Below are 12,969 nucleotides of genomic sequence, written 5' to 3'. Positions count from 1 at the left end.
TGCTTTGGTCGTAGTTTATTTATACAATTTAAAACACAGACTTCTCATCATATTCAACAAAAAAATATGGTTTTATGAGTATCTGACCTGTTCTTTTAATCTTATAATTTAAGCATAGAACGTACTGTTAACTTTACAAAATACAATATTTTTCTTCTCTGAATTTTATTTGGAAAATGCGTATGAACCCGCACGACGACTCCTCTTTTTTTTCACGCGTCCAACCGGCCAGGTCAGATAATCCACTCTCTCCAGAAGGTCGTTTTGGTCGTCTGAGTTCAATTGGCTGGTATGGGTTTGTGCATCTGATTGCTTTCTTTGCCACCATTGCTCTTAGCCTGACGATGGGTATCTTTAACTTTCATACCCTGTCGATGGACAATCAGTTCGTCAATACCCTGACAGGAATCGCCGGACTCGGTTTCGTAGCCATTCTGGTGCTGTATATCTATTTTCTGATCGTGATTAGCATACGCCGTTTGCATGATCTGAACCGTAGTGGCTGGCTGACCCTGCTGTTTCTGCTGCCACTGGTGAATATTTTTATGGGGCTGTATTTGCTTTTGGGTTCAGGGACTAAAGGCAGCAATAAATATGGACTGCCGCGTGAAACACTGGTCTGGGAAAAAATATTGGCCTGGTTGATGATCATCCTCGCAGTTCTGAGCTTTCTGGCTTCAGGCAGCATGATATCTTATCAGTTTGGTACAGGTGAGCTGGAAGTTCCCCCACAAGTCATCCAAAAAGGCACACAATATTTCTGAAGTTGGCTGACAATTTTTGACAAAACGTCAATGAATGCTAAATATTGTCGGTTAAATTTTTGTTCAGTTTCAGGCAAAATGTCCGGCAATGATCATCATCCGGAAAACTTGTGGCTGAAAAACAAAACGCCTTGAATGAGGTAACTCAAGACACCTCTCAACTTTTGCAAGAAGCAACAGAAAAGACAGCGCAAACTGTCATTGAACATACGGCAAAATACAATGATGCCTATTCCACCATCGACAAATTTGTTGATGCCTTTTGGGAACGCCTGCCTTATTTATGTATCGCGTTGGTGGTCTTTAGCATTTTCTGGTTGCTGTCAAAACTGTTTAAGCTCTTTGTCCGTAAAGCACTCACTGACCGCAGTTATACCAAACAAAACCTGGTACTGGTGCTGAACCGTGTCGGCAGCTCAGCCATTATCTTTATCGGATTTTTAATTGCCATGGTGATTGCCATTCCAGGTTTTACCCCAGGTCAGCTGATGAGTGCTCTGGGAATTGGTTCGGTTGCCATCGGTTTCGCGTTCAAGGACATTTTCCAGAACCTGCTCTCTGGCATCTTAATCCTGCTGGGCGAACCGTTCAAAATTGGCGATGACATTATTGTTTCGGGTATGGAAGGAACGGTTGAGGATATCCAGATTCGTGCAACCTACTTACGTTCTCCCGATGGTCGCCGCATCGTGATTCCCAATGCGACGGTGTATACCAGTGCCGTGATTGTAAACACGGCCTATCAACGCCGTCGTTGTGAATTTGTAGTGGGAATTGGTTATGAAGATGATGTACAAAAAGCCAAGAGCATTATCTTAAGCATTTTAGATAAAGACCCGACCATTTTGAGCCAGCCTGGATTTGCAGTAAACGTCAATGCACTTGCAGACTTCTCGATTAACCTGAATGTACGTTGGTGGGTCGATACTACAGAAACCACCACTGCAGGTTCAATCAGCGAAGTTCAGGAACGCGTGATTAAAGCCTTTGCTGAACATGAAATTTCGATTCCTTATCCGGTACAGGAAGTCAAAATCTATCGTGGCAATGATACGACAGAACTCGCTGAATCAGCACGTGCTAAATAAGCGGCCCAATACGTAAGGAATTACCGTTTCGGTCCGAATAATACGGTTGCCCAGGCTGACTGCCTGGCAGCCGTTTTTTATGAGTAAATCAATTTCATAAGGGATAAAACCGCCCTCTGGGCCAATCACAATGGTACAGGGATGATCAATCGCAACAGGCATAGGTTGCTCTACATAAGGATGGGCCACATAAGCAGGACATTCTGCCGTAATTAAACCGGGCAACACATCTTCAACAAAAGGTTTAAAGCGTTTATGAATTTCAATTTGCGGTGCAACCGTATCCCCTGCCTGTTCCAGGCCCAGTGTGACATAATGATCCAGCTGCTGTAGAAATGGAGTCTGCCAATAGCTTTTATCTACGCGATAGCTATGCAGCAAAATCATTTTTTCCACCCCCAAGGTCACGCTATCCATAATCAGGCGGCGCAGCACTTTCGGACGTGGCATGGCGACAATTAAAGTCACGGGAAGTTTAACAGGTACACTTTCTTCTTTGATCGGTTTTAATTTTATAGCGTGTTCGGTCACTTCTACAATTTCGGTGAGATAGCGTTTTCCCTCACGAATACCCACCTTGAGCGTATCACCTACAGTAATCTCTAGATGTTGCTGTAGATGCTCTAACTGACGTTTGCTGGTAATGGACCAGTATTCAGATTCAGTTTGGCGTGGGTCAAGGAGGACAATATTCATAAGCTATAAATTTCAACTATTAAAAGCAAGACGCGTGCACAGCCACGTATCATCTCATGACTTTATTTTACTTTGCGTAGGCATATTCCTACTTTTGATAGAGCAAAAGTAGGCAAAACTCTTTGTTAGGCTAATGGTAAGTCCCTTTACCATAGCCTAACGGCGGCATCCCTGCCGCCTCCGCGAAATAAGTTTCAGCGTAACGATACACAACATAGGGCTATTTAAAGATACTGATCAATCACCGCAATATGTTTGGCTAAAGAACCCTTGTTCTGCAACATAATTTTCTGTGCATGTTGATTCAGTTGCTCTGCAGCTACGCGATCATTTAACAATTCAATTAAAACCTGCGCGGCCTGCTCTGCATCTTCCACGATTTTCACACCGTCTACAGCAACAAATTCATCCACAATGGTCTGGAAGTTAAAATAATTTTTACCCAAACCCGTCGGCACATTTAAGGCAATCGGCTCCAGAATATTATGTCCGCCACCCGGTTCATTCAACGAACCGCCAACAAAGCAGGCTTGGCTAAGTGCATACCACAGCCACATTTCCCCCATCGAATCGGCTAAATAGACTTGAGTATCTGACTGAATAGCTTCCCCTGCACTGCGACGGCTGGTTGTTAGATTCAGGTTTTGCGCAAGCTGAAACACTTCATCAAAGCGTTCCGGATGACGTGGCACCACAATGACCAGCAGTTCTGGATGTTGTGCCAGATAAGGCTTGAAAGCCGTTAACAGTTTTTGTTCTTCAGGCGCATGGGTACTGGCAAGGGTGATTATTTTCCGTGCCGATAAATTCCAGTCCTGCTGCAATTGCTGCGCCTGTTGAATAAAACTGTCCGGTGCATGAATATCAAATTTAATACTACCCAATACCTGACTTTTATTTACTGCCATACCTAAATTACGGTAACGATCTAAAGTCGCCTGGTCTTGAGCCAGCAAGCGATTCAGCCCATTCAGCATGCCTTGGGTCAGCCCTTGAACCTTACTGTAGCCTTTGGCCGATTTTTCCGAAAGTCGGGCATTAATCAGTAAACATGGCACCTTAAATTGCTGCGCCTGATCGATTAAATTCGGCCAGATTTCAGTTTCCACCAAAACTAAGACCTTCGGCTGATATTTTTGATAAAACGCCTGGACTAATTTTTTCTGATCGGCAGGTAAATACACGGCCTGAAACAAATGTTCATAAGGTGCTTTTAGAAATAGTGACTTGGCCCGAGCCTGACCCGTCTTGGTGGTATTGGTGACCAGTACCGGATGGCCGAGTTTGAGATAATGTTCAATTAAAGGCTGGGCTGCGTTGGTTTCTCCAACCGATACCACATGAAACCAGATCGAATGCAGGTTTTTCGGCTGTTGAAATGGACCAAAGCGCTCAAGACATTCTTGTTGCAATTGCTCCGTAGTCAGCGCACGTTTTTTAATCTGCCATTTATACAATGGCTTAATTAGAGTAAGTGCCGCGTTGTACCAAAAAGGAGTAGCCAAACAAGTTGCCTCAAATCATATTCAATCGGCAAAATATAACAGAGCAGCCTTCACATGTTAATGAATTCTGCTCTGTGACATCATTTATACTATTTTATGGAAGTAGCTGCTTAACTTTCAGCAAGCTGTTTATTCAGGAATGGATAGTCGGTATAGCCTTCTGCCACATCGGTTCCAATCATGTTTTCCAGTTTCAATTCATTCAGTGGTTCATCTTCCACCAAACGCTCAAACAGGTCTGGATTGGCAATATAAGCCTTACCAAAAGACACTGCTTCCGCTTTACCCGATGCCAGCAGCTCAAGCGCATCTTCACGGCTTAAACGCATATTTGCAATATACGGCACACCGTTAGAACGTGCTTTCATGTCCAGACTGATGCTGTCATCGGCCAGATATTCACGGGTAAAGAAAAAGGCAATTTGACGTTTACCCAATTCTTGCATGACATAACCAAAGGTTTCTTTAGGATTGGCATCCCCCATATCGTGCTCATCGCCACGCGGTGCCAGATGTACACCGACACGACCTGCGCCCCACACTTCAATCAGTGCATCTACAACTTCTAATAAGAAGCGGGCACGGTTTTCAGCAGAACCGCCATATTCATCTTCACGCAGATTGGTTTTGCTTTGCAGGAACTGGTCTATTAAATAACCGTTGGCGGCATGCAGTTCTACCCCGTCAAAACCGGCCGCTTTGGCTTTAATTGCGGCCTGTTTATATTGTTCGGTAATGGCATGGATTTCCGAGATTTCCAGGGCACGTGGCACCACATATTCACGTTTCGGACGCAGCAGGCTGACATAGCCAGCTTGCTTCACATTACTGGCTGAAACTGGTGTTTCACCTTTTAACAGGTCAGGATGGGAGACACGTCCCACATGCCACAACTGCGCTACGATCAAACCGCCTTTACCATGCACCGCATTGGTAACCAGTTTCCAGCCTTCTACCTGCTCATCGGTAAACAGACCCGGGGTTTTTTCATAACCGTTGGCTTCTTCTGAAATCACTGTCGCTTCGGAGATGATTAAACCTGCGCTAGCACGCTGTGCATAGTACTCCGCCATCATGGCTGTCGGAACACGGTCTGCGGTAGCACGGCTACGTGTCAGGGGGGCCATCACCACACGGTTTTTAAGTTTGAGTTCACCAAATTGAATTGGGGTAGAAAAATCTGTCATCAAGCCATCCTCTTACAGCTGGCCTGGACTGATTGAAGTCTAAAGCGCATGCTGTAAATGTTGTAAAAATTCCTGAATCAGTGCTTCATTACGAGAGAAATAAGACCATTGGCCATATTTGGTCACCTGAATCAGTCCTGCCTGTTGCAACACCGATAAGTGATTAGACATGGTCGATTGGGAAATATCCGCGATCTTTTCCATCTGCCCTGCACATACACCACGACTAAAATCATTGCCACATTCTTCAGTGGAAATGAAACGTTCAGGTTCTTTTAAACATTGCAGAATCTGACGTCGAATCGGGTTGGCTAAGGCTTTATAAATCGCTTCTGTGTCCATCTCATTTCACTCATGTTCATGATCAGCACTTTCGCAAAAATCATTATATCGAATTTATGCGATATTAATATCGAAAATTATCGATATTATGAGTCATTTTGTAAATTGCTGTCATTTTATCCAAATCCAGATCATTCTAGCATTGTCTGGTCAGGGGGCATTCATCCTGCTGATCGACAAATGTTAAAGCTAAAAAAGCAGAGGACCCGCCTCTGCTTTTCCACGCAATAAACTTATAGACCCTGTTTCAGGCTGGCTTCAATAAATTTATCCAGATCACCATCCAGTACTGCACCAGTATTCGAGGTTTCTACACTGGTACGCAAGTCTTTAATACGCGAGTCATCTAGTACGTATGAACGAATCTGGCTGCCCCAGCCGATATCAGATTTGGTATCTTCCAGCGCCTGCGCCGCTTCATTACGTTTGCTCATCTCTAATTCATAGAGTTTGGCACGTAACTGTTTCCAGGCGTGGTCACGGTTGGCATGTTGTGAACGCTGGTTCTGACAGGCCACTACAATACCGGTTGGTGCATGGGTTAAACGTACCGCAGAGTCGGTTTTATTAATGTGCTGACCACCGGCACCGGATGCACGATAAGTATCGGTACGCACGTCTGCCGGGTTAATATCAATTTCAATGTTGTCATCCACTTCTGGCGATACAAACACGGCAGAGAATGAAGTATGACGACGGTTACCTGAGTCAAATGGCGATTTACGCACTAAACGGTGCACACCGGATTCAGTACGCAACCAGCCATAGGCATACTCGCCTTCCACACGAATGGTCGCCGATTTAATGCCGGCCACATCACCGTCAGATTCTTCCATCACTTCAGCTTTAAAGCCATGACGTTCAATCCAGCGCAAGTACATACGAAGCAGCATTGAAGCCCAGTCCTGTGCTTCCGTACCACCCGAACCGGCCTGAATCTCGACATAACATGGATTCGGATCCATCGGATTACTGAACATACGGCGGAATTCAAGTTTTGCTAGTTCAGCTTCTGCAACATCAAGTTCAGCCTGAACATCCTCAAGCATGGCTTCTTCGTCCGCTTCTACAGCAAGGTCAAGCATGGCTTGGGCATCTTCAAGCTGAGTAGTTAAACCATCCAGTACATTCAGTACATTCTCAAGCTCGCCTTTTTCTTTGGCCATGGCTTGGGCACGGCTTTGGTCATTCCAGATCGCAGGATCTTCCAGTTCACGCAGAACCTCTTCTAAACGTTCCTTTTTCAGATCGTAGTCAAAGATACCCCCGTAATGTCAGACCACGGTCGTTTAAGTCTTTTAATTGGTTTAGATAAGGATTAATTTCCACGTGAATTACTCTCAATCAGAATATTAGGCTTAAATAGCCGTCAATTATAACACAGAGCATACAGGGAGTTTTAAAGCACTTTAATTCAATAACAATTGAGCAAATACTGCATAAAAATAGCGGATAAAAAAGCACTTACTCTAGAGGGTGCTTTTAAGATTCAAATCATTTTTATGTTAAAAAATACTGGGTTTTTTATGTAAAAAACATCTAAATCCATAAAAACTCCACAATTTTAATAAAACAAAACATTTTAATATTTTGATAATTTTCAAATATTTAATAAATATAAATTACATAATATTACCTTAGAAACATTTCTGTAACCTTGGGTGGATTGACCTGTTTTTGTTTTGCTCTAGACTAAAAGTTGTAACAAAAAATGTATTATTTTTAACCGAAATTTGAGGGGTAGTATCCATGAAAAAATTAGCCATTGCTTCAGCACTTCTTTCTGCTCTAGCAGTCACAGGTACAGCCAATGCCTACCAGGCCGAAGTCGGTGCAGCAGCAGCTTATATTGATCCAGACAACGGCAGTTCAGGTAGTGCCTTCGGTGTAGATGGTACTTATTACTTTAACCCCGTACAAACTCGTAATGCGCCACTTGCAGAAGCGGCATTCCTTGACCGTGCCAGCAACGTCAATGCACACGCCACATTTGCCGATCGTGGCGATGTAGATGACAACACTTATGGTGTGGGTGCTGAAGTTTATGTTCCAAACTCAGATTTCTATCTGGGTGGTGATGTAAGCCGTAACAACACTGAATACCGTGATGTATTGGGTCAAAAATATGACTTCGATACCACTTATTATTCAGCTGAAGTCGGTTATCTTCCAGCACCAGGCTTATTGATTGCCGCTGGTGTAAAAGGATATGACAACGACAATGACGATGGTGTAGATCCTACACTTCGTGCCAAATACGTGACCCAGCTGAGTAATGGTAAAGATATCAACCTTGAAGCAGGTGCATCATTTGGTGATCTAGACGAGTTCAATCTTGCTGCCGATTACTTCATTGATAAATCATTAAGTGTTGGTGCAGATTACTACAACAACGACTTAACTGATCAAAATGAATTTGGCATTAATGCGCGTAAATTCTTTAACCAACAAGTCAGCCTTGAAGGTCGAGTTGGTTTCGGTGAAGTCGGCAACAACGACTACAACTCATTTGGTGTAGCTGCTAAATACCGCTTCTAAGCGTGCCTTAACTCCTTTTCATCAAGTGGCCCATCTTCGGATGGGCCATTTTTTTGCTCTGTAATAAAGCATTTAGATAGTTTTTGCACATTGACGGGGCAAATATAAACTGTACACTTTGTTACAATTGTTCATGAAACAGTCATACTTTTATAACAAAGAGAAAAATCTAAATGCTTAAAAAACTTGCTCTTGCTACAGCACTTCTTGCTGGTCTGGGAACTGCTCACGCTTACCAAGCTGAAATTAATGGGAGCTATGAAAATACCGACATTGATGACAGTAACGACATTGATACTTATGCAATTGGTGGGAAATATTATTTAAATGGGGTTCAAGTTAGAAATGCTCCTCTCGCTGAAGCAGCTTTTTTAGATAAGGCAAGTAATATTGGTCTTGGCTATGCCAATGCCAGTACTGATGATGATTTTGCAGACTTAGAAATTGATACTGTTGGGGTAAACGGTGAATTTTTTATTCCTAACTCACAGTTTTATGTTTCTGGAAGCTTAAATCGTGCTGAAGTGACTGTTGAAAGTGAATTTGTTAAAGCATCTGATGACAATACAGGTTATGCAATTGAAGCAGGTTACCTACCAGTTAACGGCTTACTGTTAGCTGCAGGTATTTCTAAAGAAAACATTGATCCGGTATATGTTTCAAAAAATGGTTTCATAGACACTTTTACCAATCTAGCCTCTGTAGCAGATGAGACTGCTGTGACTTTGCGCGCAAAATACGTCACTCAAATTGGCAATCATTTTACCAATTTTGAGGGAGCAACATATTTTGGAGATGAAACTGCATATCGTCTAGGTGCAGACCTTTACCTCGATCCTACACTTAGTGTTGGTATTTCCTTCGCTGACTCAACTATTGAAGATTCAGATACCATTTTCAGTATTCGTGGGCAGAAATTCTTTACTCCAGTCATTGCTACCGGTATGAATTACACGACAACTGATGGTGCGGACTCTTTTGGAATCAATGGTACTTTCCGCTTTTAAGCTTTAAGATTAAAAACAAAAACCGCTCAATTGAGCGGTTTTTTTATTGTTCCAGATGGATCACGCGCAGCTGTAAACTGACATTGCCATTAAATTCATTTTTATCAATTTCATAGACTAATCGTACATTGTCTTGCATGGCATCAAATTCAAACTTGTTACGTGCATTAAAGGCGATGGCTTCCACAATTTGACCATCTTGCAAAGCCAGGCGCAGCTTTAAATGCATTTCTTTTAGCCAGCGATAATCCAGAACATTAAAGACCCCTTCAAAAATCGGCGATGGAAACTTTTGTCCCCACGGGGTTAAATTTTGCAGAAAATCTACGGTTTCAATGTGAAAATTTTCTGTCGGTAATTCACCATCAGTCCATAAAGTGGCCTGAAAAAGTGATTCATCCATAGTCGAGATTAAAGCCTCAAAGGCCTGCTTAAATTCATCAAAATGCTGTTTCTGAATGGTCAAACCCGCAGCGGCGGCATGTCCGCCAAAATGACTGACCAAATGGGGATGCTGCTCGGCAATCATTTCAATCGCATCGCGTATATGTACGCCCTCTATAGAACGGGCAGAGCCTTTAATATGTATACCATCTTCATCGGAGGCAAAAACAATACTAGGGCGGTGAAACTGTTCTTTTAAACGGCCGGCCACAATCCCAATCACGCCCTGATGCCAATGTGGCTCAAACAGAATGAGCGCAGCTGGTAAATGCTCTTGATCCAGCTCAAGCTGAGTAAGCTCAGACAAAGCCTCCTGTTTCATCTGGCTCTCGACCTGTCGGCGCTCAGTGTTCAATTGATTTAATTGTTGTGCCAAGGGATAAGCGGTTTGCAGATCGGCAGCCAGCAGACATTCAATCCCTATGTCCATGGTTTCCATGCGTCCAGCCGCATTGATACGTGGACCTAATACAAAACCCAAATCTTGAGCCTTTAAAGAAGCTGGATCACGTCCGGCAATATCCAGCAATGCGCTAATTCCCGCACGACACTGATTTTGCCGTATGCGCTTGACCCCGGCATCGACCAAAATACGGTTGTTATAATCCAGGCTGGCCACATCGGCATACGTGCCTAAAGCTACCAGATCAAGATATTGGGCCACTTTTGAGGTCGATTTTCCTAATTGGCTGCGATAACTGGACAAATTGGCGAGCAGGTAAAACGCCACCCCGACACCAGCCAAAGCCTTGCTGGGGAATTCACAGCCCAACTGGTTCGGATTGACCACGGCTTCTGCTTTAGGCGTTTCTTTGGTAGTTAAGTGATGGTCGGTAATAATCACCTGCATGCCATGTGCCTGCGCCTGCTCCACCCCGGCATGACTGGAAATACCATTATCCACCGTAATCAAAAGGTCAGGCGTGAAATTGGCAAAAGCCAGGTCGGCAATTGCAGGCGTCAGTCCATAACCATATTTAAAACGATCCGGCACCAGATACGCGACATTCGCACCCATATCCCGCAAAGCTAAAATCATCAATGCCGTACTGGTGGCACCATCGGCATCATAATCTCCCACAATGACAATTTTCTTTTGCTGATCAATGGCCTGATCCATCAACTGAATGGCAGCATCCAAACCTTTCATGGTCGGCGCTAAAAGATGCTTCAATTTCAGTTCAAGTTCTTGTTCCGATTGCACACCGCGGCGCGCTAAAATTTGCGCAATAAACGGCGACACGCCCTGAAAGTTTTCAGGGCGTGTAATAAATGATCTTTGCTGAATCAGTGTTTTTGGCATTAAGGCATGAGTCGTTGTAAGTTCCACTTACCGTCGATTCTTTCATAACACAAGCGGTCATGTAAACGGTTAGGACGACCTTGCCAAAATTCATAATAATCCGGTTGCAAGCGATAGCCGCCCCAGAATTCAGGTTTTGCCAATTCTGCTTTTTCCGCCACCTGATCTTGCAAAATCTGAAAACGAGTCTGCAGTTCCTCACGACTGGCAATCACACCACTTTGTGGCGTACTGATATGCGCTGCAATCTGGCTGTCTCGCGGGCGTTTATGATAATAATCTGTTGATTCCTCTAAAGAGATTTTTTCAACGCGGCCACCAACACGAATTTGGCGTTCTTGCTCAGGCCAATAAAACAACAGTTCGGCATAGGGATTGTCTGCCAAATCCAGGCCTTTTTGACTGTCGTAATTGGTATAAAAATCATAACCTGCTTCAGTCGCACCACGTAATAATAGGGTACGCACATGCGGACGGCCTTGTGCACTCGCAGTTGCTAGCGACATGGCATAGGGTTCATGCAGTTGTGCTTCTAAAGCATGGTTAAACCAATTCAAGAATTGCTCATGCGGATTTTCAGCCACATGAGTTTCGTGTAATTCCCCTTTCTGGTAACTTAAGCGCAGTTCGCTCAAGTCTTTAATCAGATCACTCATATTGTTCCCTTATACTGCGTTAGAACGTACACTGTCTGCAAGCTGATTGGCCAAAGCCGTGACTTCTTGCAGATCATCCCCTTCAACCATCACCCGAATGACCGGTTCCGTTCCTGACTTACGAATCAGTAAACGACCACGGCCTTTTAATTGTGCTGCAGCCCGATCAAATTCAGCCACCAATGCAGGCACAGCATACGGGTCAAACATTTGTTGCAAACGTACATTTACCAAGACATTTGGCAATAAATGGAAACCTTCAACCAGTTCATGTAAGGCTTTCTTCTGTTCGACCATGACAGTCAATACCTGCAAGGCAGCTATAATCGCATCGCCTGTGGTACTTTTATCCAGCGTCAGAATATGTCCTGATGGTTCACCACCAATAGCCCAGCCATTTTCATCCAGGGCTTGTAGCACATAACGGTCACCCACGCTGGCACGGACAAATGGAACCTGGGCTTTTTCCAAAGCCAATTCAAGTGCCATATTGCTCATGACCGTACCGACAATGCCTGCCGGCTTTTTCGAGCCCTGTGTTGCCAGAATATATAAAATATGATCGCCAGTGATTTGCTCACCATGTTTATCCACCATAATCACACGGTCTGCATCGCCATCAAAGGCAATACCCAAATCTGCCTGATGTTCAAGCACGGCTTTTTGCAGGTTTTCCGGATGGGTCGAACCACAGTCCTGATTGATGTTTAGGCCATCCGGTTCATTATAAAGTGCTACGACTTTGGCACCCAGTTCCTTAAACACAGATGGTCCCACGTTATAGGCAGCACCATTGGCGCAGTCCACCACAATTTTCAGGTTATTGAGGTCAAAATGGTAAGGGAAAGTCGATTTACAGAATTCAATGTAACGGCCATTGGCATCTTTTACACGCACACTTTTACCCAGGTTTGCGGTATCTTCAATTTTGAGTTCGTTTTCGAGCTCTTTATTGATCGCATCCTGTAATTCATCCGGCAGTTTTTTACCTTCGCTAGAGAAGAATTTGATTCCATTATCAAAATAAGGATTGTGTGAAGCTGAGATCACAATCCCTAAGCTGGCGTGTAAAGCACGGGTTAAATGGGCAATCGCAGGGGTAGGTAAAGGACCAAGCAAATGCACATATACACCCGCCGCATTGAGACCTGCCTGTAATGCAGATTCTAAAATATAGCCTGATAAACGCGTATCTTTACCCAACACAACAATCGGTTTTTTCTTATTACTGAACTGTTTTAAAACTTTACCTGCAGCAAAACCCAACTTCAGGGCAAATTCAGGTGTAATTGGAAGCTCCCCAAACTTTCCACGAATTCCATCTGTACCAAAATAACTCATTCTCTTTCTCTACTCACTTCTTATACATTTATGGGGAGATTGATCATCCCATTTTCATGCAAATACTTTACACCAAAATCAAAAAAGCCGTCATATAA

Annotated in this window: 12 protein-coding genes; 4 read left to right on the top strand and 8 right to left on the bottom strand. The window is 43.8% G+C overall.

Annotation, left to right across the window (positions count from 1 at the left end):
• The first annotated feature begins 182 nt into the window (after positions 1-182).
• Together ABJ384_RS00630 and ABJ384_RS00625 are read left to right on the top strand one after the other, a co-directional pair.
• Positions 183-764: a DUF805 domain-containing protein gene (locus ABJ384_RS00630; RefSeq protein ID WP_349928263.1), complete on the top strand. Its 582-nt coding sequence runs from the start codon at positions 183-185 to the stop codon at positions 762-764.
• Positions 765-874: 110 nt separating this feature from the next.
• The gene (locus tag ABJ384_RS00625) at positions 875-1,852 is read left to right on the top strand and encodes a mechanosensitive ion channel family protein (protein ID WP_166170641.1); all 978 of its coding nucleotides are present in this window, start codon (positions 875-877) and stop codon (positions 1,850-1,852) included.
• On the opposite strand, the gene ABJ384_RS00620 is transcribed toward ABJ384_RS00625, so the two are convergent.
• The 5 genes from ABJ384_RS00620 to prfB all read right to left on the bottom strand — a co-directional run bounded on the left by ABJ384_RS00620 (position 1,835) and on the right by prfB (position 6,911).
• Positions 1,835-2,548 (bottom strand): 16S rRNA (uracil(1498)-N(3))-methyltransferase, encoded by a 714-nt coding sequence (locus ABJ384_RS00620; protein WP_349928261.1) that lies wholly within the window; start codon positions 2,546-2,548, stop codon positions 1,835-1,837. The genes ABJ384_RS00625 and ABJ384_RS00620 overlap by 18 nt on opposite strands.
• A 224-nt stretch (positions 2,549-2,772) precedes the next feature.
• A complete protein-coding gene (locus tag ABJ384_RS00615) occupies positions 2,773-4,053 on the bottom strand; it encodes a 3-deoxy-D-manno-octulosonic acid transferase (RefSeq protein WP_349928259.1) in 1,281 nt (426 codons plus the stop codon).
• A gap of 110 nt (positions 4,054-4,163) precedes the next feature.
• Positions 4,164-5,240, bottom strand: a complete 1,077-nt coding sequence (locus ABJ384_RS00610; RefSeq protein ID WP_349928257.1) for an alkene reductase — start codon at positions 5,238-5,240, stop codon at positions 4,164-4,166.
• A 39-nt stretch (positions 5,241-5,279) separates the two neighbouring features.
• Entirely contained in the window at positions 5,280-5,582 is a 303-nt protein-coding gene (locus ABJ384_RS00605; RefSeq protein WP_166170633.1) for a metalloregulator ArsR/SmtB family transcription factor, read from the bottom strand.
• Positions 5,583-5,815: 233 nt separating this feature from the next.
• Positions 5,816-6,911, bottom strand: a protein-coding gene (gene prfB / locus ABJ384_RS00600) for a peptide chain release factor 2 (protein ID WP_349928255.1) whose coding sequence is annotated in 2 segments (ribosomal slippage) — positions 5,816-6,838 and positions 6,840-6,911 — 1,095 coding nt in all. Because the reading frame shifts where the segments join, the coding sequence is not laid out codon by codon here.
• A gap of 420 nt (positions 6,912-7,331) precedes the next feature.
• Here prfB and ABJ384_RS00595 point away from each other — a divergent pair.
• The gene (locus tag ABJ384_RS00595) at positions 7,332-8,120 is read left to right on the top strand and encodes a putative porin (RefSeq protein WP_086196524.1); all 789 of its coding nucleotides are present in this window, start codon (positions 7,332-7,334) and stop codon (positions 8,118-8,120) included.
• Between the two features lie 173 nt (positions 8,121-8,293).
• The gene (locus tag ABJ384_RS00590; RefSeq protein WP_349928254.1) at positions 8,294-9,127 is read left to right on the top strand and encodes a putative porin; all 834 of its coding nucleotides are present in this window, start codon (positions 8,294-8,296) and stop codon (positions 9,125-9,127) included.
• 43 nt (positions 9,128-9,170) lie between these two features.
• Here the strand turns inward: ABJ384_RS00590 and recJ are convergent, their stop codons facing one another.
• The 3 genes from recJ to glmM are packed head-to-tail and all read right to left on the bottom strand — an operon-like array spanning position 9,171 to position 12,871.
• A complete protein-coding gene (recJ, locus tag ABJ384_RS00585) occupies positions 9,171-10,874 on the bottom strand; it encodes a single-stranded-DNA-specific exonuclease RecJ (RefSeq protein WP_349929684.1) in 1,704 nt (567 codons plus the stop codon).
• Entirely contained in the window at positions 10,874-11,530 is a 657-nt protein-coding gene (gene pdxH / locus ABJ384_RS00580; protein ID WP_349928252.1) for a pyridoxamine 5'-phosphate oxidase, read from the bottom strand. The genes recJ and pdxH overlap by 1 nt, the downstream gene beginning before the upstream one ends.
• Before the next feature lie 9 nt (positions 11,531-11,539).
• Complete coding sequence (gene glmM, locus ABJ384_RS00575; RefSeq protein ID WP_349928250.1) at positions 11,540-12,871, bottom strand: phosphoglucosamine mutase; 1,332 nt, start codon at positions 12,869-12,871, stop codon at positions 11,540-11,542.
• Positions 12,872-12,969 lie beyond the last annotated feature (98 nt).

The organism is Acinetobacter sp. A1-4-2 (genome assembly GCF_040233925.1).
In the GTDB taxonomy this organism is placed as follows: domain Bacteria; phylum Pseudomonadota; class Gammaproteobacteria; order Pseudomonadales; family Moraxellaceae; genus Acinetobacter.
Note: the sequence above shows the minus strand (reverse complement) of the source record. Positions and strands in the feature narration are given on the sequence as shown.